25 protein-coding genes and 2 pseudogenes are annotated in these 25,029 nt (G+C 45.3%); 12 read left to right on the top strand and 15 right to left on the bottom strand.

The window, feature by feature from the left end:
• Positions 1-17: 17 nt before the first annotated feature.
• Positions 18-899 (bottom strand): YihY/virulence factor BrkB family protein, encoded by an 882-nt coding sequence (locus tag CEG13_RS00310; RefSeq protein WP_100009780.1) that lies wholly within the window; start codon positions 897-899, stop codon positions 18-20.
• 114 nt (positions 900-1,013) lie between these two features.
• Between CEG13_RS00310 and CEG13_RS00305 the strand changes: the two genes are divergently transcribed.
• Complete coding sequence (locus tag CEG13_RS00305; protein ID WP_100009779.1) at positions 1,014-1,775, top strand: MerR family transcriptional regulator; 762 nt, start codon at positions 1,014-1,016, stop codon at positions 1,773-1,775.
• A 65-nt stretch (positions 1,776-1,840) separates the two neighbouring features.
• Here CEG13_RS00305 and CEG13_RS00300 read toward each other — a convergent pair whose 3' ends face one another.
• A complete protein-coding gene (locus tag CEG13_RS00300) occupies positions 1,841-2,425 on the bottom strand; it encodes a hypothetical protein (RefSeq protein WP_100009778.1) in 585 nt (194 codons plus the stop codon).
• Between the two features lie 264 nt (positions 2,426-2,689).
• On the opposite strand from CEG13_RS00300, the gene CEG13_RS00295 reads away from it, so the two are divergent.
• Complete coding sequence (locus tag CEG13_RS00295) at positions 2,690-3,091, top strand: glycine betaine ABC transporter substrate-binding protein (protein ID WP_100009777.1); 402 nt, start codon at positions 2,690-2,692, stop codon at positions 3,089-3,091.
• 395 nt (positions 3,092-3,486) lie between these two features.
• Positions 3,487-4,989 carry a malate dehydrogenase (quinone) gene (gene mqo, locus CEG13_RS00290; RefSeq protein WP_100009776.1) on the top strand — a complete coding sequence of 501 codons (1,503 nt, stop codon included), beginning with the start codon at positions 3,487-3,489 and terminating at the stop codon, positions 4,987-4,989.
• Positions 4,990-5,097: 108 nt separating this feature from the next.
• Here the strand turns inward: mqo and CEG13_RS00285 are convergent, their stop codons facing one another.
• Entirely contained in the window at positions 5,098-6,204 is a 1,107-nt protein-coding gene (locus CEG13_RS00285; protein WP_100009775.1) for an alanine racemase, read from the bottom strand.
• A 25-nt stretch (positions 6,205-6,229) separates the two neighbouring features.
• Positions 6,230-6,379: pseudogene (locus CEG13_RS19000) on the bottom strand (threonine synthase); the annotation flags it as partial.
• Positions 6,380-6,455: 76 nt separating this feature from the next.
• On the opposite strand from CEG13_RS19000, the gene tnpA reads away from it, so the two are divergent.
• Positions 6,456-6,680 (top strand): IS200/IS605 family transposase, encoded by a 225-nt coding sequence (tnpA, locus tag CEG13_RS00275; RefSeq protein ID WP_275661788.1) that lies wholly within the window; start codon positions 6,456-6,458, stop codon positions 6,678-6,680.
• 50 nt (positions 6,681-6,730) lie between these two features.
• Here tnpA and CEG13_RS18995 read toward each other — a convergent pair.
• The 3 genes and pseudogenes from CEG13_RS18995 to CEG13_RS00260 all read right to left on the bottom strand — a co-directional run.
• Positions 6,731-6,861, bottom strand: a pseudogene (locus CEG13_RS18995) (RidA family protein); the annotation flags it as partial.
• 96 nt (positions 6,862-6,957) lie between these two features.
• Positions 6,958-8,184 carry a winged helix-turn-helix domain-containing protein gene (locus CEG13_RS00265; protein WP_100009774.1) on the bottom strand — a complete coding sequence of 409 codons (1,227 nt, stop codon included), beginning with the start codon at positions 8,182-8,184 and terminating at the stop codon, positions 6,958-6,960.
• A 135-nt stretch (positions 8,185-8,319) separates the two neighbouring features.
• Positions 8,320-9,558 carry an aminopeptidase gene (locus CEG13_RS00260; RefSeq protein WP_100009773.1) on the bottom strand — a complete coding sequence of 413 codons (1,239 nt, stop codon included), beginning with the start codon at positions 9,556-9,558 and terminating at the stop codon, positions 8,320-8,322.
• A 238-nt stretch (positions 9,559-9,796) separates the two neighbouring features.
• Here CEG13_RS00260 and CEG13_RS00255 point away from each other — a divergent pair, with 238 nt between their 5' ends.
• Positions 9,797-10,126 carry a winged helix-turn-helix transcriptional regulator gene (locus CEG13_RS00255; protein ID WP_100009772.1) on the top strand — a complete coding sequence of 110 codons (330 nt, stop codon included), beginning with the start codon at positions 9,797-9,799 and terminating at the stop codon, positions 10,124-10,126.
• Positions 10,127-10,355: 229 nt separating this feature from the next.
• Here the strand turns inward: CEG13_RS00255 and CEG13_RS00250 are convergent, their stop codons facing one another.
• The 3 genes from CEG13_RS00250 to megL all read right to left on the bottom strand — a co-directional run bounded on the left by CEG13_RS00250 (position 10,356) and on the right by megL (position 13,729).
• Positions 10,356-10,871, bottom strand: coding sequence for an acyl-CoA thioesterase (locus CEG13_RS00250; protein WP_100009771.1), 516 nt, complete (start codon positions 10,869-10,871; stop codon positions 10,356-10,358).
• 71 nt (positions 10,872-10,942) lie between these two features.
• On the bottom strand, positions 10,943-12,385 hold the full coding sequence (cls, locus tag CEG13_RS00245) for a cardiolipin synthase (RefSeq protein ID WP_100009770.1): 1,443 nt from the start codon (positions 12,383-12,385) through the stop codon (positions 10,943-10,945).
• Between the two features lie 159 nt (positions 12,386-12,544).
• A complete protein-coding gene (gene megL / locus CEG13_RS00240; RefSeq protein ID WP_100009769.1) occupies positions 12,545-13,729 on the bottom strand; it encodes a methionine gamma-lyase in 1,185 nt (394 codons plus the stop codon).
• A 150-nt stretch (positions 13,730-13,879) separates the two neighbouring features.
• Between megL and rarD the strand changes: the two genes are divergently transcribed.
• The 4 genes from rarD (at position 13,880) to CEG13_RS00215 (ending at position 18,672) form a co-directional block, all read left to right on the top strand.
• A complete protein-coding gene (rarD, locus tag CEG13_RS00235) occupies positions 13,880-14,785 on the top strand; it encodes an EamA family transporter RarD (protein ID WP_192869502.1) in 906 nt (301 codons plus the stop codon).
• Between the two features lie 430 nt (positions 14,786-15,215).
• The gene (locus CEG13_RS00225; RefSeq protein WP_239984520.1) at positions 15,216-16,121 is read left to right on the top strand and encodes an SGNH/GDSL hydrolase family protein; all 906 of its coding nucleotides are present in this window, start codon (positions 15,216-15,218) and stop codon (positions 16,119-16,121) included.
• Between the two features lie 5 nt (positions 16,122-16,126).
• Positions 16,127-16,762 (top strand): YpmS family protein, encoded by a 636-nt coding sequence (locus tag CEG13_RS00220; RefSeq protein ID WP_100009767.1) that lies wholly within the window; start codon positions 16,127-16,129, stop codon positions 16,760-16,762.
• A gap of 287 nt (positions 16,763-17,049) precedes the next feature.
• Positions 17,050-18,672 (top strand): ABC-F family ATP-binding cassette domain-containing protein, encoded by a 1,623-nt coding sequence (locus CEG13_RS00215; RefSeq protein ID WP_100009766.1) that lies wholly within the window; start codon positions 17,050-17,052, stop codon positions 18,670-18,672.
• A 36-nt stretch (positions 18,673-18,708) separates the two neighbouring features.
• Here the strand turns inward: CEG13_RS00215 and CEG13_RS00210 are convergent, their stop codons facing one another.
• The gene (locus tag CEG13_RS00210; RefSeq protein ID WP_100009765.1) at positions 18,709-19,428 is read right to left on the bottom strand and encodes a sulfite exporter TauE/SafE family protein; all 720 of its coding nucleotides are present in this window, start codon (positions 19,426-19,428) and stop codon (positions 18,709-18,711) included.
• A 121-nt stretch (positions 19,429-19,549) separates the two neighbouring features.
• Between CEG13_RS00210 and CEG13_RS00205 the strand changes: the two genes are divergently transcribed.
• Together CEG13_RS00205 and CEG13_RS00200 are read left to right on the top strand one after the other, a co-directional pair.
• A complete protein-coding gene (locus CEG13_RS00205; protein ID WP_100009764.1) occupies positions 19,550-19,852 on the top strand; it encodes a hypothetical protein in 303 nt (100 codons plus the stop codon).
• Between the two features lie 24 nt (positions 19,853-19,876).
• Positions 19,877-20,836 (top strand): nuclease-related domain-containing protein, encoded by a 960-nt coding sequence (locus CEG13_RS00200; protein WP_100009763.1) that lies wholly within the window; start codon positions 19,877-19,879, stop codon positions 20,834-20,836.
• Here CEG13_RS00200 and CEG13_RS00195 read toward each other — a convergent pair.
• From CEG13_RS00195 to CEG13_RS00185, 3 genes are all read right to left on the bottom strand, one after another.
• Positions 20,831-21,046, bottom strand: coding sequence for a hypothetical protein (locus CEG13_RS00195; protein ID WP_143469636.1), 216 nt, complete (start codon positions 21,044-21,046; stop codon positions 20,831-20,833). The two genes, CEG13_RS00200 and CEG13_RS00195, sit on opposite strands and share 6 nt — an antisense overlap.
• 73 nt (positions 21,047-21,119) lie before the next feature.
• The gene (locus CEG13_RS00190) at positions 21,120-22,058 is read right to left on the bottom strand and encodes an L-threonine 3-dehydrogenase (protein WP_100009761.1); all 939 of its coding nucleotides are present in this window, start codon (positions 22,056-22,058) and stop codon (positions 21,120-21,122) included.
• 32 nt (positions 22,059-22,090) lie between these two features.
• The gene (locus tag CEG13_RS00185) at positions 22,091-23,281 is read right to left on the bottom strand and encodes a glycine C-acetyltransferase (RefSeq protein WP_100009760.1); all 1,191 of its coding nucleotides are present in this window, start codon (positions 23,279-23,281) and stop codon (positions 22,091-22,093) included.
• A gap of 238 nt (positions 23,282-23,519) precedes the next feature.
• On the opposite strand from CEG13_RS00185, the gene CEG13_RS19180 reads away from it, so the two are divergent.
• The gene (locus CEG13_RS19180) at positions 23,520-23,651 is read left to right on the top strand and encodes a hypothetical protein (RefSeq protein WP_275661783.1); all 132 of its coding nucleotides are present in this window, start codon (positions 23,520-23,522) and stop codon (positions 23,649-23,651) included.
• Positions 23,652-23,973: 322 nt separating this feature from the next.
• Here CEG13_RS19180 and CEG13_RS00180 read toward each other — a convergent pair whose 3' ends face one another.
• On the bottom strand, positions 23,974-24,792 hold the full coding sequence (locus CEG13_RS00180) for a 3D domain-containing protein (RefSeq protein ID WP_100009759.1): 819 nt from the start codon (positions 24,790-24,792) through the stop codon (positions 23,974-23,976).
• Positions 24,793-25,029 lie beyond the last annotated feature (237 nt).

Genomic DNA, 25,029 nt, shown 5'->3' with positions numbered 1-25,029 from the left:
TTTATTTTTACAGCATCTCACCTAAAGTTCCCATACTTAAGAATCGCATTAATCTCCCCACCAATTAAAATCATCAAAGACGAGAGATAAAACCAAAGCATTAAAATCACAATCGTTCCCAGATTACCGTAGATCAGCGAATAATCACTGACCTCCACATAATAGGAAAATCCGAGAGAAGCCAGCTGCCATCCGAGTGCTGCAAAGATGGTGCCAGGCAGGATTTCCCCAAGACGCATCTTCTCATTCGGCGCAGCATAGTAGAGACAGGCAAAAACCACAAATAAGAGCACGAAGCTCAGCGACCAGCGAAACACCTCCCAGCCTCTTAAAGAGGATGCATCCAGGTCAAAAAACAGAAAGACAAATTCTCCGATCTCTCTGCCAAAGATCGGCAGCAACAGGGAAATGATTACTCCGAACACAAGGACAACGGTCACGATCATCGCAACAATGATCCCTCTTACAAGCGGTCTCGCCTTTTTAATCCTGTACGCATTATTCAATGTGCGAATCAAGGCATTCGTTCCCATCACAGACAGCCAGACCATAATGGCCATACTGAATGAAAGCAGATCGCCCCGTGTCACGTCAAGAACCTGATACAAATTTTCCCCAATCAGTTGCACCGATCCTTCCGGGGCATAAGGCTGAATCAGATCCAGTACATAGTCTGCCGAAATCGGCAGGAAGCTCAGCAGGCTGAACAGGAGAATCAAAAATGGAAAAAGAGCAAGCAGCAAATAAAACGCCAGCTGAGCTGCCAGATCAAATACTTTATCCGTCATACAGCGATAGACCAATGCCTTGAAAAACCATTGCACCCGCTCCATCTCCATGCCCCTTCCATTCATGCTTCTAAATAGCTTATCCATCTGGAGATTATGTTTATTTGCCAATAATTATGCATGCCCGTCCATTTGCAGCAATAGCCCAGTAAAAAAATCTTCATTTACCTATTGACCTTTACGCAGCGTCAAGGTTTATGATGGAATCAGTCAGGAGGGGCCAAAATGGAATACACCGTGCAAAAGGTAGCACAAATGTCCGGAGTGAGCGGCCGCACGCTTCGATATTATGATCAGATCGGCCTGTTAAAACCAGCGGAAGTGAATGCTTCCGGGTACCGCATTTACCGGCAAAAGGAAGTGGACCGTCTGCAGCAGATCCTCTTTTACCGGGAAATGGAGATGAGTCTGGAGGCGATCAAGGAGATACTAAGCGATCGGGAATTTGATGAAACCACTGCGTTAAAAGAGCATTATCAGAAACTGATCGATAAGCGTGCCCGTCTTGACACACTGCTGGCTACCGTCCAGAAGACGATCGCCAGCAAGGAAGGAGGAATACCGATGCAGGATCAAGCGAAATTTGCGGGATTCAAGAAAAAGATGATTCAGGAAAATGAAGCGAAATACGGCAAGGAAATCCGGGAAAAATACGGAGACGAAACGGTGGATCAAAGCAATGCCAAGCTGATGGGGCTCACGCAGGAAAAATATGAGGAGATGACCGAACTCGAACAAGCGGTCATTTCCCAGCTGAAAGAAGCTATTAAAACGGATGACCCAGCTTCCGAAGCAGCACAGCAGCTTGCCGAACTTCACAAGAAGTGGCTGATGTATACGTGGAACAGCTACTCCAAGGAGGCACATGCCGGCCTGGCAGAAATGTATGTCGCCGATGAGCGTTTTACTGCTTATTATGATAAATATGTGGAAAGCGGGGCGGAATTTTTGCGGGATGCGGTTTTGGTTTATACTGGGCGTAGGTAAAATGGGAAAAGCTGGAACTGGGTGTTGGCGGCCCTGTCCAGCTTTTTTATTTGTAGAAACGTGAATCACATTTCAACAGGGATGAAAGGAAATGGAACACGCATTGTTTCCTCAGGCAGTGGATGATCATGGTGATAATCTTTTAGTCTTCCTTGAAATTCCAGTTGCAATGTGGTTACTTCCTTAAAGTCATTTGGCGCAATCAGTGACGGTGGCCTTTGAAATTCAATGATGCTGCATTCCTTTAGCACGGAAGCAACAAATTCAGAACAGAAGAAAGCATTTTTTCTTTTTATTGGTTTATTAATGATAAATCCGAATAACCCTAAAAAATTGTAACAGTATTGATCTTGTTCTGCCTCCATTTTTTGTATATAGTGTTCTATCTTTTTCAATTGCTCTCCTGATATTTTAAAAGAATAAACGGCACATGTTGCTTCTTTAAACAAACCTGACTTCGTATCTTCTTGTACAAATCCACCAATAAAGGGGTTTCTGGCTGCTTTTCTTCCAAAACTATAAACGGCTGATAACTCAGAATCAATAGCTATTGACGCATGATTATATGGTTTTTTTGTATATTGCTTTATCAACTTTGTGAATAATGTACCGGTATCTGTTAACAGAATATATCCCCTTTTTTCTGTCATAATCATTCTCCTCTGTAAACAACATTTATTATCAATATAGATATGAAATAATAAGAAAAGCTTAATGGATTCCTTAAGAAAACCTTAAGATTACAAAGGGAATCATTTGACATCTTGAATGTCCTTTTCATTTTTATACGAATCAGAAACCGAGAAGATTCACTAATTTAAAAGAATCTGCTTTGTTTAACCCGTTATCAATTATGATCCATCCTTGCTTTAAACAGTGTAAGACGGAGAAAGGTGGAGAAATAAGAATTAGAGATGGATACGTTAGCACAGAAATGGGTAGATGAAAATCAAGAAGCAGTTGCAAAATGGACAAAAGGAGTAGAGCCAGTAGATGGAACTCCAATAGAAATCGTTCCCACTCTATGGAATTCAGAATTATTTACGGCAAACATAGCTGCAATTGTATTGAAGCAGCAAGGGTTCGACGTTACGCTTACACCAATTGATCCAGCTGTTATGTTTGAGTCTATCGCAACAGGTGATGCGGATGCTTCGCTTTCTCCATGGATGCCTACAACGCATGGTGCTTTATATAAGGAACATGAAGGTGATTTTGTAGATTTGGGACCAAGCTATGAAAATACCAGGATCGGGTTGGCTGTACCAGCATATATGGAAGTTGACTCCCTTGAAGATTTTGAACCTGCAGAGTAAGTACACTGGATACAAATAATGAAATGCTCCCCTTTAATTAGTTTGGTTACTAAAGGGGAGCATTTATTTACAACTCATCTAACTAATACTGATGATATCCCCTCGTCTAGAATTTTTCATCGCTTTCCATACCGAAATCTACTTATTCCGGCACATTTTGTGAAGCAATCTATTTTGGAATTCGAAGTCCCAAGTTATTTCCCCATTTGTTCAACGTGACGGACATAATTATCTCTCCTTCACCATTGTTTAACGTCATTTTATCACAACGCTTACTAAAAGATGTCCTTTTAATATCATATGCTCAGTTTTTCCCAGAGGGGTATTTTTTAATCTATAGCTAAAAGTGTTAAAATATAATTAATTAATCCTATGGAAGAAAGAAGGAAACGAAATTGAACAACAAGCAAAATACAACAGAAGTTATCCTGATTGGTGCAGGAATCATGAGTGCAACGTTGGGTACGCTCTTGAAAAAATTACAGCCAGATTGGCATATTACACTATTTGAGAAGCTTGACAGAGCGGGAAAGGAAAGCTCCAATGAATGGAATAATGCAGGAACAGGACACGCGGCCTTGTGTGAATTGAACTATACAACCGAAAAACAAGATGGATCGATCGATATAAGTAAGGCGGTCAAGATTAATGAGCAGTTCCATGTTTCAAGACAATTCTGGTCTCATCTGGTGGATGGGAAAGAAATTCGTGATCCACAGGAGTTTATTAGGCCATTGCCCCATATGAGTTTTGTGCATGGGGAAGATAATGTGGAATTTCTGAAAAAACGCTTTGAAGTACTGTCCGGCCACCCATTGTTTAAGGGGATGGAATTTTCCGAGGACCCAGAAAAAATAAAGGAATGGATTCCATTAATGATGGAGGGTCGTACATCGGAAGAACCAATTGCGGCAACAAGTATCGGCTCCGGGACAGATATCAACTTTGGCGAACTGACTCGCAAGCTGCTCGATAACTTAGCTAACCAAGACAATGTGGATATCCGTTATAATCATACGGTAAACGATATCCAACGTATGGAAGACGGTTCATGGGAAGTGAACGTGCGCAATTATGAAGACGATACGCTTGAATACCATACGGCGAATTTCGTCTTTATCGGCGCTGGTGGAGGTGCCTTGCCTTTACTGCAAAAAACGGATATTCCTGAGAGTAAGCAAATTGGCGGATTCCCGATAAGCGGCCAATTCCTGGTCTGCAGCAATCCGGAAGTTGTAGAGCAGCATCGTGCAAAAGTATACGGCAAAGAACCAAAGGGCACCCCGCCTATGACGGTTCCACACCTTGACAGACGGTACATCCAGGGCAAAAATTCATTACTATTCGGACCGTACGCCGGTTTTTCGCCTAAGTTTCTCAAAACCGGCTCATCTATGGATTTATTTCGCTCGGTTAAACCGAATAATATTTTTACCTTAATGGCAGCGGGTGCAAAGAATATTCCATTGACCAAATATCTTGTCCAACAGCTGATGGAGTCAAAAGAACAGCGTATGGAAGCATTAAGGGATTTTGTTCCGCACGCCAAAAGCGAGGACTGGGATCTCGTGGTAGCAGGACAGCGCGTGCAGGTGATTGCGGACACGGAAGCTGGCGGAAAAGGAACCATTCAATTTGGTACGGAATTGATTCATTCAGAAGATGGTTCGATGGCTGCCCTCTTAGGGGCATCGCCAGGTGCATCGGTTTCTGTTTCAGCTATGTTGGATGTCTTTAAAAGCTGTTTCCCCCACTATCTAAAAGAGTGGGAACCGAAAATCAAAGAAATGATTCCTTCTTACGGCGAGTCACTGGCGGAAAACCCCGAACTGCTTCGAGAGGTTTTTGCTTCAAGTTCGCATACACTTGGGTTAGAAAATGAAAAACGTGTAGATTAGAATAAAGCAATTAAATGCCGGAGCCTGTTTTGATAAACCAATTGATCAAAACAGGCTCTTAATTATTTTCTGCTCTCATCCTCCCCCGCCATCGAAATCATCAATGTTTTATTGCAGCTTCCCTCGGCACTCTACATTCATTTCTTTAACAACAAGATCATCTTGAATTAAATAGGCTTTCTCGTGAAGGTTTGATACAGGGCAAATATGATTTGGTATGATCTGAACTTTATCACCGAGATGAATGTTTTCGCTGAAATTTTTGTTGTAAATAATCGCGTGTTCATCAAAAACTTTATCAATGTACACGTCTTCAAACTCTTTCATTTTTCCCAGTCCTTGTGTTTTCGTTAAACCTTTCGAACGAGTCTGAGTAGTGATGCCTTTTGCGCCGACATCAGTAATTACGCGTTCTTCTGTAGGTTTGCTTATCACTGTCGTCAGAACGGTAGCTGCTGCTTTGTGGTAACTTCCAATCACGTTTGATTGTGATGCGTCCATTAAGATGTAAGTTCCGGGTCTGATTTCCGTGACGGCTTCGGGTATGTCGAAACCAAATAAGAAAGGTGGTGTGGATCCAATACTTACAACATCCAAAGTAAAGCCTTTATCTTGAGCAATGTTTGCGAAATCCACTGTACGTTTTACGCTCTGCATGTATAACTCCTTGCAATGTTCCACACTCTCGGCTGCATATGTGTGGCCATCATGAGAAAAAACACCTTTTAAGTGTACTTGCTCACACTTTTTTATTTCATCTAATAAATCAACGAAGTCTTCTTCTCGAATGATTCCTGATCGTTTTTCACCTACTTCAATTTCAATGAGCACTACTGCCTTTTTTTCAGACCCTTGAAAGACCTTATCAATCTCCTTCAATTGATAAATCGAATCCACCCCAAAAGAGATCGCAATGGATTGTGCTAACTTTTTAATCCGTCCAATTTTCGTCTCTCCAACAATTTCATTTGCGATAAAGATGTCTGTCAGACCGTGTTCCGCCATAACTTCTGCTTCGCCAACTTTTGCTACTGTTATGCCTGAAGCCCCTTTATCTCTTTGCAGTTTTGCTAATTCGGGCATTTTATGGGTTTTGGTATGAGGTCTAAGTTTGACATCTTGTTTATCAGCGTAATCTTGCATTTCCTGTATGTTTTTATTTAGTATTTTTTCATTAATTAACAAAGCAGGTGTATCAAGTTCTTTATAATTCATATTTACTTTCCCCCTATTTCTGCATTTACTTTGATTTAATACCTGCACCACAAAGAGGTATGATTATCTTTTCTTCTATCGCCGTTTTATACTTGATGTAGCCAGCATAGTTTACTGCTGATGTCACTTCCACATAAAACCCTTTCTCACTAAGTTTCGCTCGTGCGTTCAGTATCTAATCTTCGTGAACCTCTCCACCTAAATCAAAGATTTTGATGGAGCATCCCTTGAACATTAACGCCTAATTATAGATTTCCAGTGTCCATCGAAAGCCCCAGATTAATTTAGCCAATACCATCAATAATTTTAAAACGGTTACGTCCCGCTATATTCGCAAAGAGTTTCCAGAACACTTGAAAAGATATTATTGGAAACCCTATTCTTGGAACAGAAGTTATATGATTTTAACGACTGGCGGCGCAACGATGGATGTCATCAAAAAATATATAGAGGAACAAGGCGAGTCAAGACCTTAGCAACTAACCCCCGCTAAATCAAAAGATTTTGAAGGGGAATGCGTCGCTAATTTTTGTTCAATTGGGCCAAACTTCTTTTCTCGCGTCTCTGGATCAAAGGCAAATTGCCCTGATATATAGACAGTGTTTTCGTGAACGGTCCATTTGATTTTAAATTTCCTACTTCAAAGATTTGTTTCATTTCTATTCTCCTTAAATTTATTTATTTTTACTTTCATCCTAATCGATGTAACAGAGATATTTTTATTCTCACTTCACACCATAACACCAATTCCTACTAAAACACCTTCACATCCTGCACAGCCTTTTCGATTACAACGTCCCGCGCGTGGTGGAATGCTGCAAAGCCCTCGATCGCGTCTCGGAGGCTGCCGCGAAGGCTGGGCGTAACTTCCACATCATGTTCCAGCTGCAGCAGCCGAATGGTGAGCAGCTGATTTTCCCGGTCAAGACCGGGATCGATTCGTCCGATCAGGCGGTCGCCGGCCAGAATCGGCATGGCATAATAGCCATAGCGTCGCTTGGCTTTCGGGGTGTAGACCTCCCATTTATACGAGAAACCAAACAGATCGACCAGACGCTCCCTGCGCCATAACAAATTGTCCAATGGTGCGAGAAAACGAATCGGCTCGTCCTTCTTGGATTGACCGGCCGATACTTCCTGCTCTTTCAGCCTGTCCAAGTCATCGGCAAGGATAAAATACGGTCGTTGGACATTTTCGATTTCCAATGGGATAAGCTCATCCTTTTCCACGCGCTGTTCGATTGCCTCCCTCCGCTCTGCCGCCGTCATTTTTTGCCAGCCCAGCCGGCCGTCGCCTGCATCGAACACACGATAAGCACGGATATATTTTTCCAGCAATGCCTCATTCGCTTGGCTGTCATCCATGTTGGCAGCATCTGCAAGCAGGTTTTGTGGAATGGTACGGTCATTCAGGTCAAAATACCGCTCACTGCCCTTGCGCTGAACCACGCGGATTCTCCCCGTATCCAGGAGCAGATTGAGTGCATGGGAGGTTGCTTTTGTTTTGGGCAATTTGTTATCCCAGGCACCGTGCACGCGGTCAGCTGCACGGAAAGATCGGGAGGGAAGTGGCCCTTCTTCCCGCAGCCGATGAATTACCTCATCCACTACAAGGCCCAGCTTGGCCAACTCTTCCTGTCTCCCTTGCTTGAAACGATTTCTCGTGGACTCAAACAACGGGTAGTCCTCCATTGGGATCGTGCAGGCAGCATTTGCCCAGTATTCAAACAGCTCACCCTCCGCCAATAGTTCATGCAGCACTTCAGGCTGGTAACCTGGCACACGGGCTCCCAGCACCAAATGCTGATTGCGCGCCACAGCTGCCACGGCATCGAGCTGCACACATTCCAGGTGGCGGATCATTTTTAAGGTGGCTTCTTTTATTGAGTTATCTTGTTGCTGCAGCTTCGGGGACGTGAGCTGCTGCGCTTCCAGCAGAAAGCGCCTTACTGCCACGCGATTGGTCTGATATGGCTTCATTGCGTAGGTCCTCTCTTTTAATGCTTTGCTTTATTTTTTCCATCCGTTAGTGTTTCTACCATGTTACCATATTTCTTATAATTGAAAAATCGCCATACCTTTCCAGGCATGGCGATTTCCCCATTTCATAGGCAGTTATTTCACATCAAGCGCCCAGGTTCCACTGCGGAAAACAGCTTCCGTCGTGTCGTCTTCTTTCACGCCGTCAATGTCCAAGTTCTCGGAGCCGATCATGAAGTCAACATGGGAGAGGCTGTCATTAACCCCGTGCTTGTCAAGCTCCTCTTCATCCATCTGTGCTCCGCCTTCCAGGTTGGTTGGATAGGCTTTGCCGAGCGCAATATGGCAGGATGCATTTTCGTCAAATAGCGTATTGTAAAAGATTAAACCAGACTGGGAAACTGGAGATTCATCCGGCACCAGAGCGACTTCTCCCAGCCGGCGCGCTCCTTCATCCGAATCAAGCAGATGCTTCAAGACATCTTCGCCCTGTTCTGCTTTAAAATCAACCACTTTGCCGTCCTTGAAAGTGAGTGAGAAATTGTCGATCAGGCTGCCGCCATAGTTCAGTGGCTTCGTACTGGCTACCGTGCCGTTCACCCCGTATTTATACGGCAGGGAAAAGACTTCTTCTGTCGGCATGTTTGGATTGAATGTAGTGCCGTCCTCGGTTTGGGCAGAGCCGCCTTTCCAAATATGGCCTTCCGGAAGCTCCATATCGAGTTCCGTTCCCGGTGCTTTGAAGACCAGCTTTTTGTACTTTTTCTTATTCAGCACTTCCCGGGCTGTAATCAATGTTTGATTATGTGCTTCCCATGCGGCGATCGGGTCGTCTTGATCCACCCGGACAATTTTCACAATCGCATTCCACAGGCTTTCCACGGCATCTTCGCGGGATTTATCAGGGAAAATTTTCTGTGCCCAATCCCCGGTTGGAATGGAAATGATCGACCATGCAATGATGTCATTCATTGTATACTTGCGAAAACCCTTCATTGCTTCCGCTGCTGCCTTATTTGCTTTGGCCACCCGCTCCGGAGAAATATCCTTTAGGAGATCCGGGTTTGTCGCGCGAATGTTGAGAACCGCCGCTCCGTCCTTGGCAAAGCTCTCCTGCATTTGCACTTTCCAATCCGGAACATTCGCGATCACCTCATCCGGGGCATTCTCATACTTCAACAGCGTCAGTTCATCATCCACCCAGTTGATATGTACATTTTTTGCCCCCAATTCATATGCTTTCCGGGCAACAATTCGTGTGAAATCTGCTCCCTCGATTGGTGCGTTTATCATCAATGCCTGGTTTTTTTGCAGGTTGACACCAGTGCGCAGTGCCAGTTCTGCGTATTTCTCCTGTGTTTGTTTGCTTACCATTAGAATACTACCCCCAAAATATAGTTAGTTTGCTAATGCTATTATTTCACAGAAGCTGCCAAATTGCCAAAACTTTTTTTCTACTAAAAGAAAAAAGCTTTCTTGAGTTGGATATCTCGTCTATTTACCTTATTATAAATTTATGTTAACATAAGAACAAGGTTACTTTTGGTAATTATTGATGATATGAATTCAGAATAAATCGGAGAAACACGGATACAAAGAGAGGGTGATGATCATGGAGAAATTATGTCCGCGGTTTGAGAAGGCGATGGGACTGCTTAGCACGAGATGGGTCGGGCTGATTCTGTTTGACCTGCTGAAAGGGACCAAACGTTTTTCCGAAATGGAAGCCGATTTGCCGATCAGCGGCAGATTGCTCTCTGATCGTTTGAAGCTGCTCGAAAAAGAAGGCATTGTGGAACGAAATATCTACTCGGAATTCCCTGTGCGCATTGAGTATTCCTTGTCAGACAAAGGCCGCTCGCTTGAGCCGGTGATCAAGGAAATCCAATGCTGGGCAGAAGATAATATTTCAGAAGAAGAAGTGAAAGAACAAAGTGTTTAAGAACAAGAAGAGCTGTCCGCGTGAGGTACAGCTCTTTTTTTTATACCTGTTCTAAAAGAATTTTTCACAATATCTATAGACTGTGACGTAACTCCTGCCGCTACGGAAATACATTCCGCTTTCCGCGGGAAGCGAGGGGTATTTCCGCAGCGGCTGCCTATGTCGCAGTTTTCATCAACTACAAAATAAAAAGCAGATCCTTTTTGTAACCTGACCATCTTTAAAGCTTTTACCCTCTATGCCAAGGATAGCTCGTACCAAATTGCTCTGCAAGCTCCTTGGATTGCTTGCGGCGGGCTTTTCGCTGTTTTGCTCTCTCCGGGGCTCCTTCATGCAGCATCCGCTCATCATCTGTCTCCGGGTAAACTTCCGGGACCGGGATTGGCCCATTTTCGTCAACCGCTACCATCGTTAAAAATGCCGTGGTACACACTTTCCGGTCCCCTGTCAGCAAGTTTTCCGTGACCGCTTTGACAAAGACTTCCATGGATGTGTTATGGGTCCAGGTCACAAAAGCCTCCAGGCAAATCGAGTCCCCTTCTTTGACGGGCTCAAGAAAATCAACCGAATCAATCGACGCTGTGACCACAGGCTTGCGGGCATGTCTCACTGAAGCAATCGCACCCACATCATCAATATGGGCCATCAAGGCACCGCCAAACAGCGTGCCATGCGCATTGGTGTCCGGCGGCAGGACGTGCGAAGTTTTGACTGTCAGTGAATTCGAACATGGTTTTGCTTCCATTATTTCTTCCTCCCTTTTCTTTTCAGCTAGTTTTTCCTTTACTCTTTCATTTATCCTCCAGACTACTCACGCTACAGCACCGGTGAGAGAAGCCGTGATACAGATTCTTTAAACCGGATGCCAACCGACCGCTTGTCGTACAGCTTTTTCGTCACCTGTGTGGACAGCTTCATGTCCTTATAAAAAGCATCCAGCAGCCGCTGAGTCAGATCCTGATCGTATAAAAAGGCGTTCACCTCAAAATTCAGCCGGAAGCTGCGCACATCAATGTTTGCCGTGCCAACAGAGGAAATTTTCCCATCCACGATAATCGTTTTCGCATGCAGGAAGCCATTTTGATAAACATAAAGCTCTGCCCCTGCATTCAACAAATCTCCGCTGTAGGACAAAGTCGCCCAATAAACAAACGGGTGATCCGGCTTGTTGGGAATCATCAGCTTCACCTCCACCCCGGAAAGCGCGGCAATTCTGAGAGCATCCCGCAGGCTTTCATCCGGAATGAAGTAAGGTGTCTGGATGTAAATGTATTCCTTTGCCGACATAATCATTTTAATATAGCCGTTTTTGATCTGCTCCCACTCGGAATCGGGACCGCTCGAGACGATCTGTGTGCCGACATCACCGGCCGAATCGCTCGAATAATATCGGTCGTTATACAAAATGTCATGACGGGATGCCTGGTTCCAGTCCAATATAAACCGTGTTTGCATATTTTGCACAGCGTCTCCGCGGAACCGGAGATGTGTGTCGCGCCAATAGCCGAACTTTTTCTTCAGCCCTAAGTATTCATCCCCAATATTAAAGCCCCCGGTATAACCGATTTTCCCATCAATGATTGCCAGCTTGCGGTGATTGCGGTAATTGATTTTAAAATTGAAATTGAAAAATTTCGATGGAAAAAAAGACTCGACCTGTATCCCTGCGTTTCGCAGGCGCTGGACATATTTCCGCTTCAGGGTACGGGATCCCATGTCGTCATACAGTACACGGACATCCACCCCTTCGTTCGCCTTTTTGATCAGTACAGCGGCAATACGCTGTCCCAGGCCATCATGACGGATGGTGTAATATAAGAGATGAATATGATCCTTGGCCTTCTCCAAATCCTGAATCAAGGCATTGAATTTATCCTCCCCGTCGGTGTAGAGATCCACTTTATTATTCTGGGTGAAAATCGCGTCATCATTGCGCAGATGCATATAGACCAAGTCTTCGTATTCGGCCATTTCTTTATGCCTGAATTCAAATGTTCCGTCCTCAATGGCCCGCAGCTGGGACTGAACGGCCGTCTTTACCCCCAGCCTGCTTTTTGTGTCCCACGTGAAAATGCGTCGGTTGCTGATCGGCTTTCCGAAGATCAGGTAAATAATAAACCCGGCAAGCGGAATAAACAGCAGCACCATGAGCCACGCCCAGGTAGATGTGGGATCTTTTCGCTCGAGGAAAATAATTGATACACCGAGCGCGATATTCGTGAATATCACGAACCCGAGTAAATATGTAAGTATATCCATATGCCGTCCATCCTCGCCCTCGTTTTATCCTTACCATTTAATATAGCACATAACTGCCGCTTTGATGAATCGATTGATGTGATTCTTATGTCACCGTTCCCTTTAGTCAGCAAAAAAACACGCCCCGCCGGAAAATTTTCCGTCAGAACGTGCTCCATCTTATAATCTATCCAGTGCCTGCTCCAGGTCTTCCCAAATATCCTCCCAGGCCTCAAGCCCGGCTGATAAGCGGATCAGCTGGTCAGTTACTCCCATCTCCTTGCGCGCATCCGGTGGCACAACCGCATGTGTCATCGTGGCCGGATGCTGAATTAGTGTCTCCGCATCACCGAGACTGACAGCAATCTTGATAAAAGAGAGGTGATTCAGCAGCCGCTGTGCATCCTGTTTACTTCCGTTGATTTCAAAAGCGATCAGCCCGCCGCCATGCTTCATTTGCCTTTGCATGATCGGATAGTCCGGGTGGTCTTCATCCCCCGGATAGTAAACATGGGCGATTTTCGGGTGCTTGCTTAGCTTCTCAAACAATTTGGCAGCATTATGGCAATGGCGGTCAAGCCGGATCGGCAGGGTTTTCAGCCCCCGGATTAAGAGCCAGGCATCCATTGGCGACATAATTCCGCCGATGTCTTTCTGTGTTGTCATCGCCACTCCGTCCAGAAAATCTTTCTTTCCGACAACAACGCCGGCAACCACATCCCCGTGCCCCCCGATATATTTGGTCGCACTGTGCAACACTACATCACACCCCGCCTCCAGCGGCCGCTGCAGGTAAGGCGAAGAAAATGTGTTATCCACCACTACCGGAATGTCATACTCACGCGCCACCTCTGCCACCAGCTCCAGATCAATCAGCTTCATCGTCGGATTAACCGGTGTTTCCACATAAATGCAGGCCGTTTCCGGACGAATCAGCTCACGGATCGCTTCCTTTGATTCCATCTGGGAAAAATCATGGGTAATCTGATATTTCTCTTCCATCATCTGCAGCAGCCCAAACGTACAGCCGTAAAGCCCAGAGGAACATAAAATATGGTCACCTGATTTCGTTAAAGCAATCAAAACGGCAGACACCGCTGCCATGCCGGAAGCAAACGCCAGACCACGCTCCCCGCCCTCCAGTGCTGCCATCCGCTCTTCCAAAATGTTTACGGTTGGGTTGCCGAGCCGAGAATAAACATAGCCTTCCTCTTCCCCGGCAAACCGCCGCTCTCCCTGTTCCGCAGTATCAAATGTATAAGTGGATGTTTGAAATAAGGGTGGCGTGAGACTGCCCAGCATTTCCTTTGCATCATAACCTTCGTGAATAACCGTCGTCTCCAAACGCTTCCTTTTCTCTGTCATCGTAAAATCCCCCTCTCCTGTCTTCCCACCCTCTATCATAAAGGAAATTAACCCATTTTGAAAGCGTTTTCTATTTGTGAACAGGCTGGATGATTGCTTTCTTCTTCATAGCAAATTAAACTTAACTTATTTGGAAAGGAGAGCCGGCCTATGATGCAGCAGCAAGAAAAGCTCGGCATGATCTATGCCGCGAGCGCCTATCTTTTATGGGGCTTTTTGCCGATCTATTGGAAGTTAGCCGATGCAGCTCCTCCGGGAGAGATTCTGGCACATCGGATCGTCTGGTCTTTTATTTTTATGCTTATTATTATCATAATCTCCAGAAAATGGACCTCCTTCCTCGGAGAAAGTAAAGCGCTTCTGAAAAATAAAAAGCGTCTGGCCGGGATCACGGCGGCCTCGGTTTTTATCAGTTTGAACTGGCTGACCTTTATCTGGGCGGTGAACAGTGATTATGTCATCCAGGCAAGTCTAGGCTACTATATTAATCCGCTGGTCAGCATTTTGCTCGGCATCCTCGTGCTGAAGGAACGAACTACGAGAAGGCAAAATGTTTCGTTTATCCTTGCAGGCATTGGGGTGGTTTATCTGACCGTGAGTTTTGGTGTATTTCCATGGGTGTCGCTCGTACTGGCGCTGAGTTTTGCTTTTTATGGCCTCTTGAAAAAGCAAATTGATGTCAGCGCGATGACTGGGCTGACCATTGAGACGATGATCGTCACACCGCTTGCCCTTATTTATTTATTTGTTTTGCCGGAGACCGCTTTTTCACTCGCGGATCCTGTTTCCACGCTGAATCTTCTTTTAATGGGAGCTGGTGTTGCGACAGCTATTCCGCTGCTTCTGTTTGCAAGCGGAGCTAAGAAGATCCCTTTAGGCTTGGTTGGGTTTCTGCAGTACATTGCGCCAACGATCATGCTTATTTTAGGTGTGTTTTTATATAACGAGCCGTTTACCAGCGCCCACCTGGTCGCGTTTATCCTAATCTGGTTTGCGCTTTTTCTTTATATGAGTTCAGCCTACAGACGGCCCCGCTCCCAGCGAAAAAGCGCTTAGGAGGCTGGTTTAATTTCAGCCAGCACCGGCAAAATAAAAGAAAAGATGAAAATCGCCTTGTTGAGAGGCGATTTTTTCTTAAAGAATATGGAGTTCAAAAAGGAGGATAACAAGGACCAAGAATTTCGAGGCGGCGTAGCTTTGAGCAGACGATCTAGCACGCAGGAAAAGTGGTTTTCTTTTCCAAGGAACGGAGCGTATGCTTTTAAATACGTGAGTAGCGGAAAAGCAAGCCAACGAGCTTCCACAGGATGTGGTGATTTCTGCGTTGCCCACAGGACGTGGGCGAACTTAGCAGAAGTTCCCCTGTGATGTGTCATTGTTACCGGACTTTTTGAACATCTTCTTAAAATTAAGGTAGGCATAAGGACCGTATACCTTTATAATAATAATACGTAGGTCTATAAGAAACAGCATGGATGTGATCTTCTTGAATTTAAATAGACGTTTGATTGCTTTATTGCTCCTCACAGCAGGAGCGATGTTCATTTGGATAAATTACCCGAGAGCCGACCTCAGCAATGTGACCATCACCCAGCCTGAAGACCAATCCCCTCAGGAGGAGCAGACGGTGGAAGAGCCCGAGCAAGAGGAGGAAGCCACTGAGGACGAAACTACGACAGCAGAAGAAAGTGAACCGCGGCAGTTTTCTGAAGTTGTAGCAGATGCATTGCAAAACACAGTGGAATTCTTTTCCGGTGAGGAAACCCATGTGGTGGCGATTGGCGACTCCCTGACAAAAGGTGTCGGTGCAGAACAGGAAGAGGGCGGTTATGTCGGCATTCTGAACCGGGCAATTAATGAAGAAACCGAGCTCGTGACCTTTGAAAATTACGGGGTGCGCGGCCATCGCTCGGATCAGCTTCTGGCACGGCTGGATGAACCGGAAATCACTTCCTCCATCGAACAGGCAGACATCGTGCTTATGACCATTGGCGCCAACGATATTATGAAAGTGGTAAAGGAAACGTTTACCGATCTGAATCTCGAGGATTTCGCCGAGGCGCGGATCGACTATGAAAACCGGTTGGAACAGATTCTTTTAGTGATGCAGGAAATCAACCCGGATAGTGAAATCTACCTTGTCGGCTTTTATAATCCGTTCAGCACCTATTTTGAGGACATTGAAGAGCTTGATTTTATTATATCAGCATGGAATGATACGGGGAGAACCTTGGCCCAGCAGCATGAAAATGTGACGTTTATCCCCACAGTTGATTTGTTTGAAGACAGCGAGGCGGACTTGTTTGCCCTGGATAATTTCCACCCGAATGACCTGGGGTACCGCCTTATTGCCCAGCGCGTGCTGGATTATATTACGGAAGAAGAAGGATGAGAGGTATGACGTCACGGATTGAGCAAAAGCAGCACAAAGATAAGTGGAAGCGTCTGTTTATCGGCCTGTGTATTTTTAATGGCTTCATTCTTCTACTTGTGCTTGCTCTGATTTTTTGGCCTGCAGCCGAGAATCCGCACCCGACCACAGAAGAAATACCTGCGGAGGAAAGCTCGGAATTCACCATCCGAACCACCAAAGAAAATCTGAATGAACTGATCAATGGCTACCTTGATCAACTGGTTGCAGGTTCGGAACATCAATACAGTGTGGCATTGGAGGATGATGTGCACTTAATGGGCGAGTTGCCTGTCTTTTCCTCCAGTGTGCCATTGTCTGTTCACTTTGAGCCAATCGCTCAGGAAAACGGCGACCTTATATTAAGACTCCGCTCCATTTCAGTCGGACTCCTGCAGCTGCCCAACGAGCGGATTATGAGCTATATGGAAGACTATTTGCCAATGCCTCCATGGGTGTCGGTGAACCCGGCGGAGGAAGAGATTTATGTTGCTGTCACAGACATCAACCTGGGCAGCAATTTTAATGTCAAAGTCGAGGAGATTGATCTGGAAGCCAACAATATTTCCTTCCAGCTTGAGGTTCCTTACCAATCACTCGGCATTAATATGATGCGTCCGTGAAAAGCTGGGACCAATGTGGTTTCAGCTTTTTTGGGTGTTAAAAAACAGCAGCAGGAGAATTCCTGAGCCGTTTATTTACCCCGATGACATTTGCCTTTTTAACCTAATTCTTTTTTCAACAGTTCTAGTTCTTCTTTATCTAGTTTTGTGACTTTCAAGATAAATGAATCGGAAGCTCCTTCTCACTGCCACCCATCAAAACACCGAACCTCCCCACATTGACGAAACTCGCCAAATGCCTTAAGCTAAACGATGAGAACTATTTTTTTGGAGGAATAGAACGCCTTATGATAAATGTTAACAATGTCAGCTTACGATATGGAGATAAAAAATTGTTCGAGGATGTGAATATTAAATTCACACCCGGCAATTGTTATGGATTAATTGGCGCGAATGGGGCCGGCAAATCCACGTTTTTAAAAATTTTGTCCGGCGAAATCGAGCCGCAGTCCGGAAATGTGTCCCTGTCTACGGGCGAAAGAATCGCCGTTTTAAAACAGGATCACTTCGCCTATGAAGACCATCCTGTGCTGGAAACGGTGCTGATGGGCCATGAGAAATTGTATGAAGTGAAGCAGGAGAAAGATGCGATTTACCTGAAACCGGATTTCTCTGAGGAGGACGGGATTCGCGCAGCCGAGCTTGAGGGTGAATTTGCCGAAATGAATGGCTGGGAAGCGGAGTCCGATGCGGCGGTGCTCCTGAAGGGGCTGGGGATTGATGTGTCACTGCACGATCTGCCCATGTCGGAATTAACCGAGGATCAGAAAGTAAAAGTGCTGCTCGCCCAGGCACTGTTTGGCACTCCGGATATTCTGCTTCTCGATGAGCCGACCAACGGACTGGACATTCAGGCGATTCAGTGGCTGGAAGAATTCCTGATTAACTTTGAGAATACCGTGATTGTTGTTTCCCACGACAGGCATTTCCTGAATAAAGTCTGCACCCATATTGCCGATGTCGATTATGGAAAAATTGAAGTTTATATCGGAAACTATAATTTCTGGTATGAGTCCAGCCAGCTGGCTACCAAAATGGCACAGGAGCAAAACAAGAAAAAAGAAGAAAAGATTAACGAACTGAAAACCTTTATCGCCAGGTTCTCAGCCAACGCATCGAAGTCAAAACAGGCAACTTCCCGGAAGAAAATGCTCGATAATATCACCCTAGATGACATTAAGCCATCATCACGGAAATACCCGTATATCGCCTTTACTCCAGACCGGGAAATCGGCAATGACTTGCTGCGGGTAGAGGGCCTGACGAAAACCATTGGCGGGCAAAAAGTGCTGGATAATCTCAGTTTTACAATGAACAAGGACGACAAACTTGCCCTTGTCGGCAAAAATGACATTGCCAAAACTACGTTGTTTAAAATTCTGATGGGTGAGATGGAACCAGATGCCGGGACATTCAAGTGGGGTGTGACCACCTCGCAATCGTATTTTCCTAAAGATAATACGGCCTACTTTGAAAATAACCAGCTGCCACTGGTCGACTGGCTGCGTCAATATTCGCCAGAGGATGAGACGGAAACTTTCCTGCGCGGATTCCTGGGAAGAATGCTGTTTTCCGGTGAAGAAGCGCTGAAAAAGGCGAATGTCTTGTCCGGTGGCGAAAAGGTCCGTTGCATGCTGTCGAAAATGATGCTCTCCGGCGCGAATGTACTGCTCTTGGATGAGCCGACAAACCACTTGGATCTGGAATCCATCCAGGCATTGAATAATGGGTTGATTAAATTTAAAGGTTCGATCCTGTTCACCTCCCATGACCAGCAATTCGTGAACAGCATCGCCAACCGCTTGATCGAAATCACACCAAGTGGCATCATCGATAAAGAAATGAGCTACGATGAATATGTCGCAGACCGGAAATTGCAGCAGCAAATTGCCGGAATGTATGCGAGCTAAAAAGTGTTTCTCTGGATGGGGAGCACTTTTTTTGCACTATGGAGTCCAGTTATCAACCAGCAAATACACTCCGGTAAACAGTAAAATGATGTAGGTAAAAATACGGAAATGTTGCTGATTTACTCGCCCGAATAGCGCTTGTCCCAGATACAAGCCTGCCATCACTAAGGGCACAGCGATCACGCTCGTCAGCCAAATCGTTTTATTTGTCCCCGCAAACAGCACCTGGATAATTAGGCTCACGGAATAGATGAACAGATAGAAAGCCAGCGTCGTCCCCCTGATATTTGCCTTTTGTGCAGAAGTCCCGGAAAAATAAAGCAGCACTGGCGGGCCTGGCATGCCAATACTGCTTGTTAGCGTACCGGACAAACCGCCGACAAGCAAATCTCTCCCCTCTGTCTGCCTCAAGCGGAAATTCAAGATTAGCAACACCGTTAACAGCAGCACGACCAGACTTACTGTTAAGCTGAGCATGCGAATGTCGATCATCAAAAAGGTGATGATTCCGAAAGGCACACCCAGTGCGCTCCCTACGACGAACCGCTTTAAGACGCCTTTGTTTATATCTCTTTTTATTCTTCTTATTAGCGCCAGCGAGATGAAAAGGGATAATATTAAATTGATTTGAATGGCCTCTCTTGGCTCAAAAAGAAGGAGAAGGAAAGGTGTGGCCAAAATGGAAAACCCAAACCCCGTGCTGGTCTGCAGCGTGGAAGCCAGCAAAATGATGATGATGAATAATACAATTTCCACATAAGCACCTGCTTTTGTTTAATTGTTTGTTGATTAGTTTAACATACTGGGGTGCTGGGGGCAGAGGGGTTGTGCGTTTTGCTGTGGATTATGCGGGGTTTCGCTGAATGGGGTGCTTCCGATGATTGAAGAGCCTATTCCGCTGATAGAAACGTCGCTTTCGATGATTGAAGATGCTCCTCCGCTGATAGAAACGATGCTTTCGATGATTGAAGATGCTCCTCCGCTGATAGAAACGTCGCTTTCGATGATTGATGGTCCCCTTCCGCCGATTGAGCCACCGCTTCTGTTCAATCCGCGCACCATCTCAACTGAATTACTCACCTATTGCGTTCAAAATTTAATAATACCCTCCCACAAAACTCCAAAATACAATTATAACTTTTTTAAAGGATTATCGCCATTCGGTGTAGAATCAATATAAAAACAAGAAAGGTTGTGATTTCCTATGATTGTGAAACCGCATGATAAAATGAAGGAAATATGGTGGCTCGAAGCCCTTTACAGAAGATTGTTGAGGGAGCACCCAAGCAAGAAAACAGTGGAGCTGGACTTAATAAAGAAAAAAAGGGAGGTGCGTGGGGAAAGAGAAGTAGACTACCCATTAAGTTTTTTACCTAAAAACGACTACTTCATTTTGCATAATTTACGAATACGTGATGAGAATGGTTATTTCCAAATAGATACATTGATTTTATCTGCGAGTTTCATGTTGATTTTAGAAGTAAAAAACTGGTATGGCACATTAATCTTCGGTGAAAAGGGCCAAGTCATTCGTATCGGTGATAATCAAGAAGAAGAAGGCTTTTCAAGTCCCATTCCCCAAGCAAAAACTCAACAATATCGTCTCCAGCGTTGGTTACAAAAACATGGATATACCAAGGTTCTCCTCCCGTTTTTTGTTGTGATCAGCTTCCCCAGCACGATTATTAAAGTTGCATCACCAGACAAGCACATCCCAGAGGAAGTGGTCCACAATAATGAACTGTTTTTTGAAATACAGGAGTTGGGTCAAAATCACCCCGCCAGGACATATAAAATGAATCAACTTAAAAACCTGGCTTCCCTGCTTATAAAAGCTAATGTTCCCAAACCCGCAAAAACACTGGATAAATATGGCGTTTCAAAGAATGATGATCTTATAAAAGGAGTTATTTGTCCATTCTGCTCTGCTTATCCACTTCATAAGGAAAGGTTGAATTGGTTCTGTAAAAAATGCGGAAAATCATCGGAAAACGAGCATTTAACAGCATTGAAAGATTATAAATTGTTGATTGGGGAAACCATTTCCAATCACGATGCTCGAGAATTCTTACAAGTTCAATCCTCACACAAAGTGAAAAGATTATTACAAAAGGCGGGGTTTCCTTGTACAGGTAATAATAGGTGGCGGGTATACAAATTATAGAGGGGCGCTTTCGCTGGAGGCACCGCTCCCGCTGATTGAAGCACCGCTTCCGCTGATCGAGGCACCGCTCCCGCTGATTGAGGTGCCCCTTCCGCTGATTGAGGCACCGCTCCCGCTGATTGAGGCGCCCCTTCCGCTGATTGAGGCGCCGCTTCCGCTGATTGAGGCGCCGCTTCCGCTGATTGAGGCGCCACTTCCGCTGAATCCCATGCACACGTCGCCCAGCCAACACCACACAACAAAAAAACGCCCTCCTTCCCAAGAAAGAGAGCGTTCCACACTATTACTTCTCCTTAATCTTCTCCAACATCTCCCCGGTCATCTTTGCCAAATCATACTCCGCCCGAAATCCCCACTCAGCCGCGGCAGCAGAAGAATCAATGGAGTTCGGCCAGCTATCGGCGATTTTCTGTCTTACTGGATCGACATCATACGTCATTTTAAACTCCGGAATATGCTGTCGAATCGCTTGGGCAAAGTCTTCAGGGGCAGCGGAAATTGCCGAAATATTAAAGGCGTTGCGGTGCACCAATTTGGCAGGATCCGCCTCCATTAGCTGAATAATCGCATTCAGCGCATCCGGCATGTACATCATATCCATATACGTGCCCTCGGCAATATAGGAAGTGTATATCTTATTCTTAATCGCTTCATAATAAATCTCCACCGCATAATCGGTCGTGCCGCCGCCTGGAGGAGCGACATAGGAGATCAGCCCGGGATAGCGCACACCACGCGTATCCACCCCGTACCGCTGGTAGTAGTAATCACACAGCAATTCCCCGGCCACTTTGTTGACCCCGTACATAGTGGTCGGGCGCTGCAGCGTATCCTGCGGTGTGTTGTCCTTTGGTGTCGATGGGCCGAATGCGCCGATTGAGCTTGGGGTAAAAAACTGCAAATCCAGCTCGCGCGCTACTTCCAGTGCATTGACCAAACCGCCCATGTTCAAATCCCAGGCCACCTTTGGCATAGCTTCAGCATTCGCTGACAAAAGGGCAGCCAAATGCATGATCGTATCAACATTGTATTGCTTCGCTACCGCATGCATCCGGTCGGCATCGGTCACATCCAGTTTTTCAAATGGTCCTTCTGTGGCCAGCCCCTCCCCGGCGCGGATGTCTGTTGCAATCACATTGCTCGTTCCATAGGTTTCTCTCAGTTTTCCGACAAGCTCAGAGCCAATTTGCCCCATCGCTCCGGTTACTAAAATCTTTTTCATCCCTTAAAGTCCTTCCTGTCTGTTCACTTGGGTTAAATCAAATTCATTTCTTTGCCGACTTTTTCGTAAGCAGCCAGCGTTTGATCGAGCATTTCTTTTGTATGGGCGGCAGTCGGCATGTTGCGCACGCGGCCAGTCCCTCTTGGCACTGTCGGGAAGACGATCGACTTGGCATAAACACCTTCTTCATAAAGACGTTTGCTGAACTTCTGCGCATCTTTTTCGTCGCCGATAATACATGGGGTGATCGGTGTTTCGCTTTCCCCGATATCAAAGCCGAGTTCTTTTAGCCCTTTCTTCAGGTAATCGCCATTTTCCCATAATTTTTCATTTAATTCCGTGCTTTCCATTAACAGCTCCACCGCTTTTCTGCTGGCAGCTGCATCAGCCGGAGAGACGGCGGTAGAAAACAGGAATGGTCGGGAACGCACTTTCAGCCAGTCGATCAGATTTGTTTTCCCGGCCACATAGCCGCCAATCACACCAATCGCTTTGGACAAAGTCCCCATCTGCATATCAACTCGATCCTGCAGTCCGAAATGTTTCACAGTGCCTGCACCCTTGCCGAGAACACCGGAGCCATGGGCATCATCCACATAGGTAATCAGATCAAATTCTTCCGCAATCTTGACGATCTCCGGCAGCTTGGCAACATCCCCATCCATGGAGAAGACGCCATCGGTAATCACCATTACTTTGTTGTAGTCACTGGATTCAGTTGCCTGCTTGGCTTTTTCCCGTAAATCATCCATATCCGAATGGTTAAAGCGGATAACTTTTGCCCTGGACAGACGGCAGCCGTCAATGATCGAGGCATGGTTCAACTCATCGGAAAGAATCGCATCATTTTTATCCATCACTCCGGAAATCGCCGCCATATTGCAGTTAAATCCGGACTGATAGGAAATTACCGCTTCCGTTCCTTTAAAAGCAGCGAGTTTTTCCTCCAGTTCAAGATGCAAATCCAGTGTGCCATTGATCGTCCGGACAGCTCCTGCTCCAACCCCGTGGGAATCCACCGCTTCTTTGGCCACTTTTTTCAGCCGATCATCTGTCGCCAAACCAAGGTAATTATTGGACGACAGGTTGATCAGTTCTTTTCCGTCAATTTGAATCGTCGGCCCATTTGCTCCCTCCACAGGATCAATTTCATTGTACATTCCCAGACTCTTGAGTTCTGCAATATTTTTATCCAAAAATGTATCCAGTTTTTTGCTTGTCATGTTTTAGACTTCCTCCTTCATATGTAAACGCTTCATTTCCTGTAAATCAAAGCCATTTTCAGTTTAACATAAAGCCAGGGAAATGTTTAATTGGAAAGGAAGTTGCCCGTTTTCTGCACTGCTTCCATATGTTACGATTTTTGTAAGAATTTCCCTTGATTTTTCCGGGAATCAGTATAGTAGTTTCACCCCATTTTTATTATAATTAAACGAGATACTATTTAATGGAGGATTTAACGTGAGACAAGTGTTATTGGCATTGTTTATCCTGATTATTTTAAGTGTTGGGGTTGTTGGTTACGTGGAGTCCAATAATGAGCCGACAAAAGTAATTGAGGATAATGACTATTCGACAAGAATTACCTCTTAGAGGATGTTCAAAAAGCTCCGGTGAAAATGACGCATCGAATTTCTTCGTTGGCTTGCTTTTCCGCTACTCACGTATTTAAAAGCATACGCTCCGTTCCTTGGAAAAGAAAACCACTTTTCCAGCGTGCTAGATCGTCTGCTCAAAGCTACGCCGCCTCGAACTTCTCGGTTCCTTTCATCCTCGTTTTTGAACACAAACTCTTAATATTTTTAGTGAATTTAGATAAAGAGGTTTTAAATAAAAAGAAAAAAGGAAAACATCTAATAGATTGAGAGATGCTTTCCTTTTTTTAATTGGGTCGTTCATTGCTGGTTGTTAATGATTAGTCAAGAATCGTTACATCGACTGTTTTGACGCCCCATGCATAAGCTTCATCTTTTGTTGGGACATGAATGTCGATTTTGTTGCCATTGATCGCGCCGCCAACGTCACCGGCTACTGCATAGCCATAGCCTTCCACATATACTTCAGTGCCTAGTGGAATGACGCTTGGATCTACCGCAATCACTTTGGCACTTGGATTTTCATTTAAGTTAATTCCTGTAGCGGTAATTCCAGAGCATCCTGCACATCCGGCAGTGTATGCTGTTGCAGTAACAGAGATGGTTTCACCTTCTGCTTCCTGCTCGGACTCTGAATTCGTTGCAGTGTTCTGTGTATTTACCTCAGGTTCTTCAGAGGTTTCAGCCACTGGTTCAGCAGGTTCTGATTCTTCTGCTGTTTCTTGTTCTTCAACAGGCTCGCTTTCCTCAGCCGGAGCTTGCTCTTCAGCTGGTGCAGCATTGCCGCCCTGAAGTGCTAATTCCTGACCAGTAATGATCAGGTCGGAAGTCAGCCCGTTCCAAGTTTTGAGGTCTGAAACGGAAACGCCGTGTTCGTTGCTGATCCCGATGAGCGTATCTCCTTGTTCTACCACATAGAATTCATTGGTTTCCTCGTTAATTACGAGTGACTGTTTTGGATGAATCACCGTGGATTTTAGTTCGTTTATATCAACTAGTTGTTCTACTGTAGTGTTGTGTTCGTTTGCGATTTTCCAGAGGCTGTCTCCTTTTTCCACCTCATACTCTGCTGCGGATACTCCCGTCGCAGCTGTGCCAGCAATGACCACACCTGTTAATGCAGCTACTAACTTTTTCATTAGGTAGTCCCTCCTTAATTTCTGACAGTGCCTATCGTACCACATGGAAACAGGCTTTGCAGTTACAGGGGAATTAAGAGTAGGTTACAAGAATTACCTTTCTGTCATCAAATATTACAATTGTAATAGTTTTGATACAAAAGTCCCTATTTGGGAATTTTTGTCATACAAAAGTCGCAGAAACAGGTGGATTGTAATCTAAATGGAGGTTTATGCACCGAAAAAAGTAGAAAGCAA

The organism is Lentibacillus sediminis, assembly GCF_002763455.1.
In the GTDB taxonomy this organism is placed as follows: Bacteria; Bacillota; Bacilli; order Bacillales; family Amphibacillaceae; genus Lentibacillus_D; species Lentibacillus_D sediminis_A.
This window is presented reverse-complemented; position numbering and strand designations above follow the sequence as displayed.